Source organism: Pilimelia anulata (assembly GCF_014647895.1).
Lineage (GTDB): Bacteria > Actinomycetota > Actinomycetes > Mycobacteriales > Micromonosporaceae > Pilimelia > Pilimelia anulata.
The window spans coordinates 283,725-299,891 of the sequence record NZ_BMQB01000003.1 but is presented as its reverse complement, the minus strand read 5'-3'; the positions used below and the strand labels follow the sequence as shown (position 1 = coordinate 299,891).

19 protein-coding genes and 1 tRNA gene are annotated in these 16,167 nt (G+C 69.7%); 13 read left to right on the top strand and 7 right to left on the bottom strand.

All coding sequences use genetic code 11. The features are described 5' to 3' along the window. Nucleotides 1-532: 532 nt before the first annotated feature. Nucleotides 533-1,279, bottom strand: coding sequence for a glycosyltransferase family 2 protein (locus tag IEY94_RS09000; RefSeq protein WP_189169622.1), 747 nt, complete (start codon nt 1,277-1,279; stop codon nt 533-535). Then, a complete protein-coding gene (locus IEY94_RS08995) occupies nt 1,276-2,088 on the bottom strand; it encodes a GntR family transcriptional regulator (RefSeq protein WP_189169621.1) in 813 nt (270 codons plus the stop codon). The genes IEY94_RS09000 and IEY94_RS08995 overlap by 4 nt, the downstream gene beginning before the upstream one ends. A 126-nt stretch (nt 2,089-2,214) precedes the next feature. Here IEY94_RS08995 and IEY94_RS08990 point away from each other — a divergent pair, with 126 nt between their 5' ends. The 11 genes from IEY94_RS08990 (at nt 2,215) to IEY94_RS08940 (ending at nt 9,426) form a co-directional block, all read left to right on the top strand. Further along, nucleotides 2,215-2,541 carry a hypothetical protein gene (locus tag IEY94_RS08990; protein ID WP_189169620.1) on the top strand — a complete coding sequence of 109 codons (327 nt, stop codon included), beginning with the start codon at nt 2,215-2,217 and terminating at the stop codon, nt 2,539-2,541. Nucleotides 2,542-2,765: 224 nt separating this feature from the next. Next, the gene (locus tag IEY94_RS08985; protein WP_189169619.1) at nt 2,766-3,710 is read left to right on the top strand and encodes a hypothetical protein; all 945 of its coding nucleotides are present in this window, start codon (nt 2,766-2,768) and stop codon (nt 3,708-3,710) included. Nucleotides 3,711-3,747: 37 nt separating this feature from the next. Then, complete coding sequence (locus IEY94_RS08980; RefSeq protein WP_189169618.1) at nt 3,748-3,945, top strand: hypothetical protein; 198 nt, start codon at nt 3,748-3,750, stop codon at nt 3,943-3,945. An 80-nt stretch (nt 3,946-4,025) separates the two neighbouring features. Then, complete coding sequence (locus IEY94_RS08975; RefSeq protein ID WP_189169844.1) at nt 4,026-4,847, top strand: FtsK/SpoIIIE domain-containing protein; 822 nt, start codon at nt 4,026-4,028, stop codon at nt 4,845-4,847. Nucleotides 4,848-4,929: 82 nt separating this feature from the next. Then, on the top strand, nt 4,930-5,382 hold the full coding sequence (locus IEY94_RS08970) for a DUF6197 family protein (RefSeq protein WP_189169617.1): 453 nt from the start codon (nt 4,930-4,932) through the stop codon (nt 5,380-5,382). Then, entirely contained in the window at nt 5,379-5,687 is a 309-nt protein-coding gene (locus IEY94_RS08965) for a hypothetical protein (RefSeq protein ID WP_189169616.1), read from the top strand. Before IEY94_RS08970 ends, IEY94_RS08965 begins: the two co-directional genes overlap by 4 nt. Continuing rightward, complete coding sequence (locus tag IEY94_RS08960; RefSeq protein ID WP_189169615.1) at nt 5,684-5,992, top strand: hypothetical protein; 309 nt, start codon at nt 5,684-5,686, stop codon at nt 5,990-5,992. Before IEY94_RS08965 ends, IEY94_RS08960 begins: the two co-directional genes overlap by 4 nt. Continuing rightward, complete coding sequence (locus IEY94_RS08955; protein WP_189169614.1) at nt 5,989-6,381, top strand: hypothetical protein; 393 nt, start codon at nt 5,989-5,991, stop codon at nt 6,379-6,381. The genes IEY94_RS08960 and IEY94_RS08955 overlap by 4 nt, the downstream gene beginning before the upstream one ends. Nucleotides 6,382-6,434: 53 nt before the next feature. Beyond that, nucleotides 6,435-8,036 (top strand): replication initiator, encoded by a 1,602-nt coding sequence (locus tag IEY94_RS08950; protein ID WP_229783452.1) that lies wholly within the window; start codon nt 6,435-6,437, stop codon nt 8,034-8,036. Nucleotides 8,037-8,057: 21 nt separating this feature from the next. Next, the gene (locus IEY94_RS08945) at nt 8,058-8,294 is read left to right on the top strand and encodes a helix-turn-helix domain-containing protein (protein WP_189169612.1); all 237 of its coding nucleotides are present in this window, start codon (nt 8,058-8,060) and stop codon (nt 8,292-8,294) included. Beyond that, nucleotides 8,287-9,426: a tyrosine-type recombinase/integrase gene (locus tag IEY94_RS08940; protein WP_189169611.1), complete on the top strand. Its 1,140-nt coding sequence runs from the start codon at nt 8,287-8,289 to the stop codon at nt 9,424-9,426. Before IEY94_RS08945 ends, IEY94_RS08940 begins: the two co-directional genes overlap by 8 nt. A gap of 52 nt (nt 9,427-9,478) precedes the next feature. Here IEY94_RS08940 and IEY94_RS08935 read toward each other — a convergent pair. Next, a tRNA-Gly gene (locus tag IEY94_RS08935) sits at nt 9,479-9,552 on the bottom strand. A gap of 360 nt (nt 9,553-9,912) precedes the next feature. Here IEY94_RS08935 and IEY94_RS23950 point away from each other — a divergent pair. After that, nucleotides 9,913-10,950 (top strand): zinc metalloprotease, encoded by a 1,038-nt coding sequence (locus IEY94_RS23950; protein WP_189169610.1) that lies wholly within the window; start codon nt 9,913-9,915, stop codon nt 10,948-10,950. A gap of 68 nt (nt 10,951-11,018) precedes the next feature. Continuing rightward, nucleotides 11,019-11,630, top strand: coding sequence for a dCTP deaminase (gene dcd, locus IEY94_RS08925; RefSeq protein ID WP_189169609.1), 612 nt, complete (start codon nt 11,019-11,021; stop codon nt 11,628-11,630). 85 nt (nt 11,631-11,715) lie between these two features. On the opposite strand, the gene IEY94_RS08920 is transcribed toward dcd, so the two are convergent. The 4 genes from IEY94_RS08920 to IEY94_RS08905 form a co-directional block, all read right to left on the bottom strand. Continuing rightward, on the bottom strand, nt 11,716-12,726 hold the full coding sequence (locus IEY94_RS08920; protein WP_189169608.1) for a C40 family peptidase: 1,011 nt from the start codon (nt 12,724-12,726) through the stop codon (nt 11,716-11,718). Nucleotides 12,727-12,981: 255 nt separating this feature from the next. After that, nucleotides 12,982-13,785 carry a LamG-like jellyroll fold domain-containing protein gene (locus tag IEY94_RS08915; RefSeq protein ID WP_189169607.1) on the bottom strand — a complete coding sequence of 268 codons (804 nt, stop codon included), beginning with the start codon at nt 13,783-13,785 and terminating at the stop codon, nt 12,982-12,984. A 4-nt stretch (nt 13,786-13,789) separates the two neighbouring features. Continuing rightward, on the bottom strand, nt 13,790-14,815 hold the full coding sequence (locus IEY94_RS08910; protein WP_189169606.1) for a hemolysin family protein: 1,026 nt from the start codon (nt 14,813-14,815) through the stop codon (nt 13,790-13,792). Beyond that, nucleotides 14,812-16,143, bottom strand: a complete 1,332-nt coding sequence (locus IEY94_RS08905; RefSeq protein ID WP_229783492.1) for a hemolysin family protein — start codon at nt 16,141-16,143, stop codon at nt 14,812-14,814. Before IEY94_RS08905 ends, IEY94_RS08910 begins: the two co-directional genes overlap by 4 nt. Nucleotides 16,144-16,167: the final 24 nt, after the last annotated feature.

Here is a 16,167-nt window from a genome sequence, read left to right as displayed (position 1 = left end):
AGCGCCCGGCGGACGTACGACCTGGTCACCCCGGGGCCGGTCTGCTCGGCTTGCCCGGGACGTCAGCGGGCGGGATGGCACCATCCCCAGCCCAACCACGCGACCACCGCGACGGCCGCATGGACCCCCGGCCATCCCAGAGCAGGAGCGCCCCCGCCGGAGGCGCTCTGACCGCAACCGGCTACGGCCGTAGGCCGCATCCACCACGGCGACCTGGTCCCCGAGCTGGTGCCCGTACGGTCCGCCGGCGGCCAGTCTGCACTGCGCGCGACGGACGCCCCGTGCTGCTGCAACTTCGGCGGCCCGGGGCGTCATCGTGTTCGCGAAGCGCCAGGCGCCGGGCATGTTGCGCGGCCGTAGCGGAGCGACAGCGCAGCGGAGGTCGTGCGCCCTGGCGGCGGCGCGTGCGGCCCGTGGGCGGGCCGCCTTGAAGTCGTACAGAAAGTTCTCACCGGACCTGACGACCGTTCGGACAAGCAGCGCATGTGCTATGACGATCCGATCCTGGGGACACGACGCTGAGCAGTAGGACTCAGAGCATGAACAACGAGCGGAGCGCATCCGCCCGCTCAGCGATTAGTCGTCGTCGCCGATCGCGCTCTACTTCGTCGACGTGGTAGGCCTGCGCTGTCACCTGCTGTGGATGCTTGCGGTACATCAAGCTCGGCTCGTGGATGAAGTAGCCATCGCGGATCACACTTGCAGCAATGAGGAGTCCGGTGTCTTCGGCGCTCGTGAGCGCCATCCAACCGCCCAGAGCGAACAGTAGATCTCGGCGGATGCAGATCGTCACGGGATGAACTGGCAGCAGCCAATCTTGGGTGCGCCATGCATCCAAGACCGCCCCACGCGGCAGTAAACCCTCCTCAGGGTCACTGTGCTCCCAGGACAGCACTTCGCCATCAGGAAGCCAATCCAGTACGCGCGAGGTTGTCCATCCAACCTCAGCATGTGAGGTTAGCGCCTGGATATCGCGCAGGAGGGCACCGGGTAGAAACTTGTCGTCAGCATCCAGGTTCCGCACGAGATCCCCTCGGGCACGTGCCATTGCTACTGTCCGCGCCACTCCCGGGCCACCTGGTCTCGCTGATCCATGACTGATGCGCGAGTCGCTGGGCAGCGCATCTGCTATAGCGCCGGTCTCGCCGTCTTCCTGAACGATCCATTCCCAAGACCATCCATCAGGCATCTCCTGCTCAACCAGAGACTGAAACGCTTCCCGTAGGTACGGCACGCTGGGAGCGTGAGCGGCAGTGATGACAGAAATGATGCGGCTCACGTTTCCCACCTGTTCAGTTGTGAGGTGAAGCGTATTTTGGCGCGGTCGCCGGCTTGAACAATGTCGGACACTTCAACGACTCTGCCATGAATGTCGAACGACGTCTTGCGGGTTGCTATAACTGGCGTACCTTCGGGCAAGCCGAGGGCTGTCATCTCTTCTGCCGACGGCGGACGTGCACTCACCTCATCGACAATGTGGTCTACTTCGATGCCCACAGTAGAGAGTTGATGGAGGGTTCCTCCTGGCCATGGCTCGTTATTTGCGTCAAGCAGATCGGGGTTTCCAGCGACTGCCGCGTAGACAAGGTAGGACTGGCTGACTCCGAGCGGAGCCCGTTCGTCGCGGTATCGCGTCGTGTAGGAACGACGGAGGAGCTGAGTGCCGGCCGGCACGCCAAACAGCTCTGCCAGCTCATCTGTCGCGCCCGAGGAGTCGTAGGTAGAGGTGAACACGAGGTCATCGACCTTGAGGCCGGTGTCGTGCTCGGTCGCCCCGGTGGTTGCACGAACCCCCTCGTCGTTCCGGGCGCGCTCCTTCTCCCACCGGTACCGCTCCGGAAGCTTGCGGACGACCGCCAGCCGGGACTGCCGGACCCATGCTCCACGTCCCTGACGTGACTCGACTAGGCCCTCACGTCTGAGGACGTCGATCGCGTCACGGACAGTGTTGCGGCTTGCGTCGTAGGTCTGGGACAGGACTGCCTCGGTAGGCAACCGGGCGCCCGGGGCCAGCTCGCCAGCCCGAATCTGGTCTCGGAGCACGGCGGCGAGCTGCTGGTACAGGGGTCGGGGATCAGCGTGGCTCAACGTCAACTGGCACCTCCGAAAAATTCATACCAACAGGCTAACAAAACACTTGTGGGGCGCGTGGGGCACGTGATACAACTTATTTGTTGGTACAAGCCGACACACCAACGAATCTCAGGAGGCGCCATGAGGCTCAGCATCGACATGACGGGGAAGCGGTTCACGGTCTCGCAGGAGGTCGGTCCGAAGAAGGATCAGAACGGTAACCAGCGCAACGAGAAGGACACGGGGCGTCCGCTGTGGTCGACCCAGGTTTTCGTGCTCGACGCGACTGGCGGGGATGTCATCACCATCACTACGGCTGGTGAGAAGCCGAACGTGAAGGTCGGAGACGTCGTCGCTGTCGAGCAGCTCGAAGCCATCCCGTGGGCGACCAACGGTCGTAACGGCACCGCGTTCCGCGCGCTGTCTCTGAAGCCTGCTTCTGGTCCTGGGGCTTCGGCTAAGGCCTGACCTGCGCTAGACCGCAAACCCGCACACCCTGGTGATGTCCTGATGTGGCGGACTTCGCTCCGCTGAACCTGCAACCGCGCGGGTGGCCTACGGGCCGTCTGCCCGCTGGTCACAGCACCCGTGACCGTTCAACTGTTCGCCGGCGTGGGGTCGGCAATACGGCTGCAACCCAGCCGACCCCCGCCATCCATTTCGATCAAGCCCACCTGTTGGGAGGACTCGTCGTGTCCAAGTCTAAGCCCTCACGCCTGTTCGGCACCCGCACCGGCGCCGTCACCGTGATCGAGGCCAAAGTCCACACCTCATCCGCGCGTCGGGCACGCCTGGCGTCGATCCTGACCGCCGTAGCGGTCACCGCGTTGTACGCGACCATCTTCAACGCCGACTGGCCCCATCCGATCGCCGCTCTGCTGGTCGGTGTCTTTTTCGGCGGCCTGGCCGCCATCCCGGTCTACTGCATCGTCCGTATCTGGCCGGTACTGATCCGCATCTGGTGGTGGCTGCCTGAGATCGCCGCCGCCTGCCTGTTCGCCTGGGCCTGGACTGCCCTGGTCGACAACACCCCACCCGTGGTTGCTGCCGTCGTCGTGACGGCTGTCGCTCTGGTGTGTGGGTTCGTTCCGCCGGTCCGTCGCGGCCTGGTCGCCGTCTACCGGTGTTTTGAGGTCCGTCACCGTCTGCGGACCTGCTTCACGGCGTTCATCATCGCCAACCGCACCGGCTCCCTGCCGCTGATCCTGTGGGCCACTCCGACGCCCGTCGGCGAACGCGTCCGCATCATCCTGCGCCCGGGTCTGTCCCTGACTGATGTTCAGGGCCGTCTGGACAAGATCGCCGCCACCTGCTGGGCCACCACCGTCACCGCCCAGCGCGCCGGCTCCAACTCCGCGCACGTCGTGATTGATGTCAAGCGTCGTGAGGCGCTGACCGACCTGGTGCCTTCACCGCTGCCTGAGCTGGTCACCGTCCCGGACTCCCCCGCCGGGATCGACCAGCTCCCTCCGGCCCCGGTCGACGGTGGCACGCCGTCGCTGAACCTGGCCGACATTCCGGCCCAGCCGACACCGGCTGAAACCCCCAAGCCGGCCCGGCCGGCACGCCCCACCAACAACACCGACACCGGCCCGGTCGCCGGCCCCGGTGGAGACGACGTCTCCGACTGGATCTAACCCCTCCTCCTTCTTCTTCTCCGAGAGGACTTCTGTCATGGGCATCAACAACGGTTCGCAGCAGGCCACCTACTACGTGGCGTTCATGCACGCCTACGGCCACGGCCACACCACCGTGACCCTGCCTGCCCCGATCACGGGTCCCGGCAGCATCACCTCCCTGCACGAGTTCCTGACCGCCCAGGGGATCACCGATCCGACGGTCATCAACTTCATCCGCCTCGAAACCCCGTAACCGCGCGTGTGGGACGACCGCCAACCGGCATCACGGTCCGGTCGTCCCGCACCACAACCCTCTGATTGGAGGCAACCCTGATGGTCGCCAGCCCCCCGACGATTCCGACAGCGTCGCTGTCCATCTTCGACCCCATCTACCTCGGCATAGACGAGTACGGCCTGCCCGTCTACCTCGACCTGCCCTACCGCAACCTCCTCGCAGGCGGTGAACCTGGCGGCGGCAAATCCGGCCTACTCAACGCCGTCACCGGACATGCCTCACTATGCGCGGATGCCCGCCTCATCCTCCTCGACGGCAAGCTGGTCGAACTCGGGCTGTACCGGGACTGCGCCGACGTGTTCGTCGGCCCGAACCTGACCGACGCGATCACCGTCCTACGCCGCCTTCAAATCGTGATGGACCGGCGCTACACCTGGCTGCTTGCCCAGGGCCGCCGGAAGATCCGCGCCACCGACGGCGTCGAAGTCATCGTCGTCGTCATCGACGAAATTGCCCTCTACTCCGCCACCCTCGGCACAAAGCCGGAGCAGGAGGAATTCTCCGCGCTCCTACGCGACCTGGTCGCCCGGGGCCGCGCCTGCGGCATCCCGGTTGTTGCCGCTACTCAGCGGCCGTCTTTCGACATCATCCCCACGAGCCTGCGGGATCTGTTCGGTTACCGGGCTGCGTTCCGGTGCACCACCACCAACAGCTCGAACATCGTCCTGGGCCAAGGCTGGGCCGAACAGGGCTACACAGCTTCGGACATCGCCCCCGAAAACCAGGGCGAATGCCTCCTCATCACTGAAGGCGGCTTCCCGCGTCGGGTCAAGGTCGCCTACCTGGACGACGACGACATCAAGAAGATTGCCGCGCACGCGGCCTGGTCGCGTAGGACACGCGGCCTCGACGCCGCATAACAGAAACGACGGCACCCGTACTCAGCCTGGACAGCTTCCGGGTGCCGCCGCCCCATTCACCACGCCCCGAGAGGACGAGGTAATGCACCCTACCCAAAAACCGGCCACCGGCACGGTGGTCTACCCCTCCGACCTGCTGCGCGCCGCCGCCGGCTACCTGGCCGCGCACGGCTGGATTCAGCACGGCATCTACCGCTGGACCCTCACCCCCGGCGACTGGCGCACCACCAACCCCGCCGCCAGCCTCCTCGGCGCCATTGCCGCCGCCGCGTCCACCGACGACACCCCCACCATGGGCGAAGCCGACTACGCCCGGCTAGGTGCCGCCCTGGACTGGCTGTCCGGCTGGCTGGCCTTCCACCACACCGGCTACAGCCACCTCCTACGCGCCTACACCATTGGCGACCTGCCGTCTCTGGACAGGGTCTTGGTCGACTTCAACGACACCCCCGGCCGCACCGCAGCCGACATCGTCTCCGCCCTGCACACCGCCGCCGCTGACTGGGACCGGCTGCACCGGGGCGTGACCGCATGAACCCGTCTGTTGCCAACCACGCGTTGACACTGCCTACCCGAAACCGCCGACCCCGGCAGGTGGTGGAGAACGACGACTTCGCCCGCTTCACGCGGCGGATCATCGCCGCTCACGGCCGCCGCGTCGCCGACGGAGACGTAGAAGCCCTCCGAGACCTGACCGGCCTGTCGGCCGTTCTGGACGACGCCATCACCCAGGCCGTCATCGGGCTGCGCCGTACTTACGGCTACTCCTGGGCTGAGATCGGCTCCCGCCTCGGGATCACCCGCCAGGCCGCGCAGCAGCGGTTCGGGGGTACCGCATGACCACCACCACGTCCTTCGACCCCGCCACGATCGGCGATGCCGATCTGACCGTGCCGGACCTGCTCACCCTGTGGGCGCAGCACTGCCCCGCCGGGTATGACCCGGTGTTCTCCTGCCCCGGCTGCCAGCACCACGGCCGCAACCTGTGCCCGACCGCGATCGCCGCACGCACCCGACTCCGGGCGCACCTCGACAGCCCCGCGGGCTCCGATGTCCGCATCACGGCGTTGATGCTGCTCACCTACCGGCAGTTCACCGACCTCGTCACGGTCCCGGCCGGGAACCTGCTGGGCGTGATGGCATGACCATCGCCACCATCGACCAACTGCGCCTGGTCCACGCCTGCACCGGCGACGCTGTGGTCACCGAAAACCTGGTCATCCACGTCACCGACGGCGGACCCTGCCAACAACCCGTCACCCTCCGGGACGGACACACCACCACCGTCATCGACTGCGCACGCCGGCTCCCCAACGACGAACAGTGCCGAGCCTGCCGACCCATCATCGTCCTACGCGACACATTCACCGCCGTCTACGACTGCGACACCCTCACCGGCTACCACCCGGGCACCCTCCCGGACGCCACCGCCGACACCACCTGCCGCGTCTGCGGCGACCCCCTAACCGCTGTCTTGGCCTCGGCCGGCCGGCACCTGCTCTGCGGCACCACCCAGCCCGGCCGGGTCCTGTGACCTCTTCGACGCTGGACATCACCCCCCACACCCACAACCAGGTGTGGGGGGCGGTGTCGAACGCCGAAACCGCGCCGTTGCCGCCGCGCTGGTCCGACCACGGCGCCGCCTTCCACCGCACCACCCAACCCAACTACGACACCTGGCTCAACCACGTCCGCGCCGCCGCCGGCTGCACCCGCCCCGTCCAACTCGCCGGCACCCTCGCCCCCGACCCCGTCACCGGACAACCCCGCCACACCGAACAACTCCCCGACGGCGTCATCTACAAGGCGTGCGGCAACCGCCGGCACACCGTCTGCCCTTCCTGCGCCCGCACGTATCAGAACGACGCCTACCAACTCATCCGCGCCGGCCTCGTCGGCGGCAAAGGCGTACCCGACTCGGTGGCCCGGCACCCGGCCAGCTTCGCCACCTTCACCGCACCCTCGTTCGGACCCGTCCACACCCACAAAATCCGCCGGCACACCTGCCGCAACCGGAAACGCTGCGACTGCCGCCCCGATCCGTGTCGGGCACGCCGGCCCGAAGACATCAGCCTGTGCGCGCATGGCCGGCCGATGGTGTGCTTCGCCCGCCACCACCAGGGCGACACCGTCGTCGGGACGCCGATCTGCGCGGACTGCTACGACTACGACCACCAAGTCGTCTGGAACCTCTACAGCGGCGAACTATGGCGGCGCACCAAACAGACCGCCGACCGCCACCTACGCAAACTGTGCCGCCGCCGTGGCATCCCATTCGTACGCGTGCCCGCCGACGGCGGGAAATTCCGCTACCTGTGCCCCGTCCGACTGGCCCACGGCAAAGTCGCCGAATTCCAACGCCGCGGAGTCGTCCACTTCCACGCCCTCCTACGCCTGGACGGCGTCAACCCCCTCGACCTCGACGCGGTCGTGCCACCGCCGGCCGGGATCAGCATCGAGGACCTCCACGACGCCCTACGCCACGCCACCGCATCCAACCGGATCCACGTCGACGCGCACCCCGACCGGCCCGACGGCTGGCCCATCGAATGGGGCACCCAACTCGACCTACGCCCCCTGAACCTGGCCGGGGACGCCGATATCACCGACGGGATGGCCGCCGGCTACCTCGCCAAATACGCCACCAAAAGCACCGAGATCACCGGCCACACCTCCACCCGGATCACCGCCGACACCATCGACTCCTACGCCGACCCAGAAGGCACACACGTCGAACGGATCGTGGACGCGTGCTGGCGCCTGGCCCGACCGCTGACCGCAGTCGCGTGTAAAGACGGCGTTGACAGCAAAACGGCCAGCACCACCATCCCCAACCCCTGCCAAGGACTACGCCGGTGGGCGCACATGCTCGGCTTCGGCGGCCACTTCTTCACCAAAGCCCGCCGCTACTCCACCACCTTCACCGTGCTCCGCGCCGCCCGCATCGACTTCCGCCGCGCCAAGGACCACCAGGACCAGGCCGACGACGGCGCTGTCATCCGTACCGCCGACCACCTCACCGAGGAAACCACCCTCGTCGTCGGTGCGCTCACCTACGCCGGAGCCGGATGGCGCAACACCGGCGACGCACTCCTGGCCAACACCGCCGCCGCGATGGCCCGCGCGCGCGCCGAGGTCGCCCGCGACGAGATTGCCCACGAACTCGGCTACGCACTCGTACCCGCATGACCCAGCCAGGGAGGCCAACCCATGTCCACCACCCCCACCGATGTCGACCTGCTCGACGTCGACCAGGCCGCGAAGCGACTCGGCACCAAGCCGCGCTTCGTCCGCCGCCTGATCTCCGAACGACGCATCCGCTTCTACCGCGTCGGCAAGTTCGTCCGGTTCCACCCCGACGACCTCAGCGCCTACATCCGTCAGGGCCAGGTCGACCCGATCCGGCCCGTCGCCCGACACCAGAGAGGAACAACCATCTATGTCTAAGAAGCGGCGCTTCGGACGCGTCCGCCAACTCCCGTCCGGCCGATGGCAGGCCCGTTACCCGGACCCCAGCGGCATGGACCGCCCCGCACCGCACACCTTCGCCACCAAACGAGACGCCGACCTATGGCTCACCCGAGTCGAGTCCGACATGATCGCGGGTAGCTGGCGCGATCCCGACCTGGGGACCGAACAGCTCGGCGGATACCTCACCGACTGGATCGATCATCGGCCTAACCTTCGGCCGCGCACGGTTGACCTGTACCGGTGGCTGAACCGTAAGTACATCGAGCCCACATTGAGTGGGAAGATGCTCAAGAACATCACGCCCGGCATGGTCCGGGAGTGGCGCGCGAATCTGCTGGCTGATGGGATCGCCGCGACGATGGTCGCCAAGGCGTATCGGCTGCTGCGCGCCGTGCTGAACACCGCGGTCGACGACGAACTGATCCGGCGCAACCCGTGTCGCATCCCGGGCGCCGGCACCGAACGTCCCGCAGAGCGACCCACCGCGACGGTGGCCCAGGTGCTTACCCTGGCTGACACCGTGCCCGCTCGCTTCCGGGCGCTGATCCTGCTGGCAGCTTTCACCGGCCTCCGCTATGGCGAGTTGGCCGCGCTGCGACGGCAGGACGTGGGCGAAGACTTCGACACCATCGACGTGCGGGCGACACTGGTCGAGCGCTCTACTGGCGAATTGCTGTTCGGCCCACCCAAGACCGACGCCGGGGTGCGGCGGGTGACCGTGCCCAAGGCCATCCGGCCCGACGTGAGCCACCACTTCGAGAACTACGTCGGTGACGCCGCCGATGCATTGGTCTTCACCACGATCACCGGCGCGGTGCTGCGCCGATCCGGTTTCCAGCGCTCGGCCCGGTGGACGCAGAGTGTCATCGACGCGGGCCTGCCTGGCTTCCACTTCCACGACCTGCGGCACACGGGCAACAAGCTCGCTGCACCCGGGTCGAGCCTCGCTGACCTGATGGCGCGCATGGGTCACGCCTCTACGCGAGCAGCGATGATCTACCAGCACGCGGCGCAGGAGCAGGACCGGGAGATCGCGGACCGCCTCAGCGGCCACATCAAGAAGGAACGCGACCGGGCACGCAACGGGCACGCTCAGCCAAGGAGTTGATCCCAATGGATAAGGCCCCGGGTCGGCATGTGCGCTGACTTGGGGCTTCTCGTGGAGCGGGTGACGGGAATCGAACCCGCGCTGTCAGCTTGGGAAGCTGATGTTCTGCCATTGAACTACACCCGCAAGGTACGTGCACTCTACCCGACCCCCACACCCCCACCGGACCCCACCCCCACCAAGAGCCCAGACACCCCAACCAGCCCCTCAAAGGTGCACCACCCCGTGATCACCAAGAGCCAGCCGACCCCGGGCGGCAAGAGGGCGGCAGGAGCAGCGCCAGCGACCGTCTCCACCGGACGGTCGCCCCAAGGTCACCGTCCGGCCGCCGCCGCCACCCCACCCGCCGGACCCACCCCCCGACCGTCTCATCATCGTCACGCCCAGTGATCCCACCGCCCGTCGCTCGTTGAAATCCTCAGACCGCCCCGCACCACCCGGCGGCCGCCCGCCATCGACCGTGCCGGACATCCAGGGGGAACCACCGTGCGGCGTCACCGCGTAACCACCCTGTTCGCCGTACTCGCCGCGGCCGTCCTGGCCACCGCCCCCCTCCCCACCGCCGGCCCGGCCGCCGCCGTCGCACCCCTCGCCGCGACCGCCACCCCCCACCCCGATCCGTGCGCTCCGGGAACCGAACAATCACTGAACGTGACCACGAGCGCCGCGGCAGTGATGCGTCCGTTCCCCGGTGAGGAGCAGGGGCTCATCCCGGGTCTCGCCGCCGGGCTGGTCCCCGCGATCCGGCACCCCCTCGGCGCCGGCCTCACCCGCCTGCAACGGCTGCTGCGCGAGCGCCAGCTCGCCCGCCTCACCCGCGGGCTCACCGAGGCGATGCTGCCGCGCGCCGTCACCGTCCCCGTCGTCGTGCACGTCGTCTCCGCCGACGGCACCCGGGCCACCGGGGACGTCACCGACGAGATGGTGCGCCGGCAGGTCGAGGTGCTCAACGAGGCGTACGCCGGCAAGCAGGGCGGGGTGCCCACGCCGTTCTCGTTCCGGCTGGACGCCATCAACCGCGTGGTCGAGCCGCGGTGGGCCAACATCACGTACGACTCGGCCGCCGAGCGGGAGATGAAGCGCGAGCTGCGCCGCGGCGGCCGGGGCACGCTCAACGTCTACGTCGGCCGGCTGGCCACCCGGGTGGCCGGCTGGTCGACATTCCCGAAGGACGGGGGCGACGCCGGCGACGGGGTGGTGCTGCTGTCCGAGACGCTGCCGGGCGGGCAGGTGCGGCGGTACAACGAGGGGGACACCGCCGTGCACGAGGTGGGCCACTGGCTCAACCTGTACCACACGTTCGAGGGCGGCTGCGCCGACGACGGGGACCACGTCGCCGACACCCCGGCGACGGCGGTGGCCGCGGTCGGCTGCCCGGACGGCCAGGACAGTTGCCGGGAGCGGCCGGGCGCCGACCCGATCCACAACTTCCTGGACTACAGCCAGGACGAGTGCATGTACGAGTTCACGCCCGGCCAGGTGCTGCGGATGCGGCGGTCGTGGGTGGCGTACCGGGCGGACTGACGGCGGGCCGGCGCCGGCGCGGCGGGTCGGCGGCCGGGCGGTCCCGAACGGCCCGCTATCGTGCACGCATGCTGCTGTCGGACCGCGACCTCGTGTCGGAGATCAAGGCGGGGACGCTCGGGCTGGCGCCGTTCGAGCCGGCGCTCGTCCAGCCGTCGAGCATCGACGTGCGGCTGGACCGGCTGTTCCGGGTGTTCCACAACCACCTGTACACGCACATCGACCCGTCGATCCAGCAGGACGACCTCACCAGCGAGGTGGAGGTGCCGGACGGGCAGCCGTTCGTGCTGCACCCGGGCGAGTTCGTGCTCGCCTCCACGCTGGAGGTGATCACGCTCGGGGACCAGCTCGCCGGGCGGCTGGAGGGCAAGTCGAGCCTCGGGCGGCTGGGGCTGCTCACGCACTCGACGGCCGGGTTCATCGACCCGGGGTTCTCCGGGCACGTGACGCTGGAGCTGTCGAACGTCGCCAACCTGCCGATCAAGCTGTGGCCGGGCATGAAGATCGGGCAGCTCTGCATCTTCCGGCTGTCGTCGCCGGCCGAGCACCCGTACGGGTCGGCGGTCTACGGCTCGCGGTACCAGGGGCAGCGCGGCCCGACGCCGAGCCGCTCGTACCGGAGCTGGCGCACCTGGCCCACCGGCGAGGGCGAGCAGCTCACCACCGACGACCTGCGCTGACCCGCGACGCCCGACCCGGCGAAGCGCGACCCCGGCGAAAGCGAAAGCCCCGGGCCGCCCGGCCCGGGGCTTCAACGCGTGCGGATCAGTACGCCGGGCGGCCGAAGCTGTGGATCGGCTGCTCGTCGATGTGCGCCATCCGGACCACGTCGCCGCTGGTCGGGGCGTGCACCATCCACTGCGTGCCGCCCATCTCGCCGGCGTAGATCGCGACGTGGTGCAGGTTGCCGCCGTAGAAGACCAGGTCGCCGGGGCGCAGCTCGGAGCGGCTCACCGACTGCATCGCGCGGCGCTGCGCCGCGGCGTTGTGCGGCAGGCCGACGCCGGCCTTGCGCCAGGCGGCGAGGGTCAGGCCCGAGCAGTCGTACGAGCCGGGGCCCTCGGCGCCCCACACGTAGGGCTTGCCGATCTGCGAGCAGGCGAACCGGATCACCTTGCCGACGGCGCCGCCGGGGTAGTTGGTCGGGCAGGGGACCGGGCGCAGGCTGCCGGTGCCGCCGGTCCGGCCGTACGCCTTGAGGCGCAGCGCCTCCAGCTTCTTGACCTCGGCGTTGATCTGCTTGGCCTTCTCGGTCAGCGCCGCGTCGGTCTTGGCCAGGTCGGTGATCATCGCGTCGAGCGGGGCCTTCTGGTCGGCGTACTGGGCGCGCAGCTTCGCCGCGTCCTCGACCTGGGCGGCCTGGCGGCGGGCGAACTGGTCGATCACGCCGAGCTGCTGCACCAGGCCGGTGGGGGAACCGCTGGTGAGGACCGCGTTCATCGCGTTGACGTTGCCGCCGCGGTACCGGACGGCGGCGAACCGGCCGACCCGGGCCATCGCGGCGTCGACCTTCTCGGCCAGCGGCTTGATCTTCTCCTCGAACTTCGCGGCGGCCTTGCGCTTGGCCTTGAGCTGGCCGCTGACGAGGTTGTGCTGCTCGATGACGGGTTCGAGCTGGTTCCAGGCCCCGTCGATCTGCTTCTCGATCTCGGCCACGGTCGGGTCCGCGGCGGCGGGCGTCGCCGGTACGGCGAGGGCCCCGACGGCCACGGTCGCGCTGGCGAGGGCGGCGAGGATGGTCTGGCGCGCGGTGAGCCGCCGGTGATCGCTGTCCACGGAGGGCAGCACTCCTTCGGGATTCGCGGGCACCGCCACTCGAGGGAGGGGGTCGCTTCAGCAGCGTGAGGCGGCCGCGGAGGGCGGTGGCGAACCGGCGCGCCCGAGGGGATGGGCACCGACGTCCGGTCCGACGCCCACTCAGGTTAGGGACGGCACCGCCGCCCCGCAACTCCCGGATCGCATCCTGTCACCATTCGGGAATGGGGTTTATCCCCGGATCACCCATTATGGAGTACGGCCGTGATTACCCCGTCACAGCGGGTAGATGCTGACGAATACGTCCTCGATCTCGCCCGCGAACTGGTCGTTACCGGGGTTGACGCTCTTGCCGCCGATCCGCAGCGGCTGGTCGTTGTGCACCCGCAGGCCGGGGGGCAGAGTGGTGCGCGTCACCGTGCCGTCGACGTTGATCAGCAGGTGGCCGTCCGTGACCGTGCAGGCGACGCCGTGCCACCGGCCGTCGGTGACCGCGCGGGTCGACTCCAGCTTGTGAATCCGGCCGCCCGCCGAGATCACGCAGCTCGGGTGGCCGGCGGCGCCGTCGACCTGCACCTTGTACTGCGTGCCGCCGCCGGTCGAGAAGCCCTTCTGCAGCACGTTCGCGCCGGGGCCGGCGTCGACGGCGGTCATCTTGAGCAGTGCGCCGAAGCGCATCGGGCTGCCGTCCGGGTTCAGCAGCAGCGGGTCGTTGGCCTCCAGGATCGCCCGCGGGCAGGCGGCCGACTCGGGGCAGCGCGGCGGGAAGTACGCGGCCCGCCCGCGCGGCGACGGGACGAACTCCACCGCACCGCCCTTGGCCACCCGCGGCCGCAGGTCCAGCGGCGGCGGGGTCGGCGCGCCGGCGGTCTCCGGCAGCACCCGGCTGGCCGGGTCCGGGGTGTCGAAGCCGAACCGCACGGTCGTCGGCGGGCCGGTCGGCAGCACCGCGCGCTCGGCCGCGGCCAGCAGCACCACGGACTCGTCCAGGCCGATCGGCTTGGCCGGCTTCTCCGCCGTGCAGCCGACCAGGGTGGCGCAGAGCAGGGTCAGGGCGAGTGCGGTGCGCGGCGCGGTCATGCCGCTAATTGTTCCTCCCGGCGTGGCCCGGGCCGACGACGGCGGTCAGCACGTCGTCCAGCGTCACCACCCCGAGTGGCGCCCGGCCGTCGCTGATCAGGACCATGTGCCGCCGGTCCCGGCGCATCCCCAGCAGGACGTCGGCCAGCGACCGCTCCGGCGGGACCACCGGCAGCGGGCGGACCACGTCCGGCGGGATCGGCGCCACCCGGGCCGGGCCGGTGTACCCGAGGATGTCCTTGACGTGCACGAAGCCCAGCACCCGCCGGGTCTCCCGGTGCACCACCGGGAACCGGGACCGCCCGGTACGGCTGACCAGGTCCTCCAGCGACGCCGGCGAGACGTCGTCGGCGACCGTGGTGACCTCGGGCCAGGGGCGGCCGGCGTCGCCGGCCGTGCGCTGGCGCAGCGCGAGCGCGCCGGCCAGTCGGGCGTGCTCGCGCGGGTCGAGCAGGCCCTCGGTCCGGGACTGGGTGACCAGCCCGGCCAGCTCCTCCGCGGTGAACACGGTCTTGACCGCGTCGGTGACCTCGATCCGCCAGACCCGGAGGAAGTGCTTGGCCGCCCAGCGCATCGCCATCAGCAGCGGGCGGGTGAGCCGGCAGAAGGCGAGCATCGGCGGGCCGAGCACCAGCACCGACCGCTCGGGCCCGGCCAGCGAGATGTTCTTGGGCACCATCTCGCCGAGCACGGTGTGCAGGAAGACGATCACCGCGAGCGCGAGCACGAAGGCGATCGGGTGCAGCGCCCGGTCCGGTACGCCGAGCGCGTGGAACGGCGCTTCGAGCAGGTGCGCGAACGCCGGCTCGGCGATCGCGCCCAGGCCGAGCGAGCAGACGGTGATGCCGAGCTGCGCGCCGGCGATCATCAGCGGGATGTCGTTCATCGCGGACAGCGCCCAGCGGGCCGCCCGGGAGGTGGCGACGAGCGGCTCGATCGCGCTGTGCCGGGCGGCGATCAGCGCGAACTCGGCGCCGACGAAGAACGCGTTGCCGAGCAGCAGCCCGACGGTGATCAGCAGGCCGGTCACGCGACCCCCTCGCGCCGGGCCACCCGCACCTGGGCGATGCGGTGCTTCTCCACCTCGATGACAGTGAACTCCCAGCCGTCCGCGCGCAGCGACTCGCCGGGCGCGGGCAGCCGGCCGAGGCGGGCGAGCAGGAAGCCGGCGAGGGTCTCGTACGGACCGTCGGGCAGCCGGTACCCGGTGCGCTCGTACACCTCGTCGCTGCGCAGCACGCCCTCCATCAGGTACGCGGGCTCGGCGCCGGGCGCGGTCAGCTCGCCGACCAGCTCGGGCAGGTCGGGCGCCTCGTCGTGCTCGTCGGCGATGACGCCGACCAGCTCCTCGGCGAGGTCCTCGACGGTGACCAGGCCGTCGGTGCCGCCGTACTCGTCGACGACGATGGCCAGGTCGGCGCCGGCGCTGCGCAGCTCGCCGAGGACGGCGTCCAGGTCGAGGCTCTCCGGTACGTAGATCGGCTCCCGGGCCAGCGCCGCGACCGTGACCAGGCCGCGCCGGTCGGGGACGATGGCCAGCGCGTCGGCCAGCCCGGCGATGCCGGTGATCTGGTCGACGGTCTCGGTGTACACCGGGAACCGGCTGTGCCCGGACTCGCGCGCGGCGGCCAGCAGGTCGGTCACGGTGGCGGTGGACTTCAGCGCGACCACGTCCACCCGCGGGGTCATCGCCTCGGCGGCCCGCTTGTCGGCGAACCGGATCGTCCGCTGGAGCAGCAGCGCGGTGTCCGCGGGCAGCGCGCCGGCCTTGGCCGACATGACCGCGACCAGGCCCAGCTCCTCCGGCGAGCGGGCGTTGGCCAGCTCCTCCTGCGGCTCGATACCGAGCCGGCGGACGACCGCGTTGGCGGCGCCGTTGAGCGCCCGGATCAGCCAGGCGAACGCGGCCGAGAAGGTGCGCATCGGGCCGGCGGTGCGCAGCGCGGCGCGCATCGGGTGCGCGAGCGCGGCGTTCTTCGGGATCAGCTCGCCGAACAGCATCGACAGCAGCGTGGCCACGACCAGGGCGAGCAGGCTCAGCACGGTGTCGGTCGCGCCGCCGGCTAGCGGCCGGACCAGCGGGGCGAGCAGGTCGGCCAGCGCGGGCTCGGCCAGGTACCCGGTGAGCAGCGCGGTCAGCGTGATGCCGAGCTGCGCGCCGGAGAGCTGGAAGGACAGCGCGTGCAGCGCCTGCCGGACGGTCCGGGCCCGCTTGTCGCCCGCGTCGGCCCGCCGGTCGATCTCCGGCCGGTCGACGGTGACCAGGGCGAACTCGGCCGCGACGAAGAACGCGTTGCCGGCGGTGAGGAGCACGAAGCCGAGCAGCGGCAGCACGGTGGTCACGAGCACGGTGTCGATGGAAACCTCACCTCGGGCCGATTC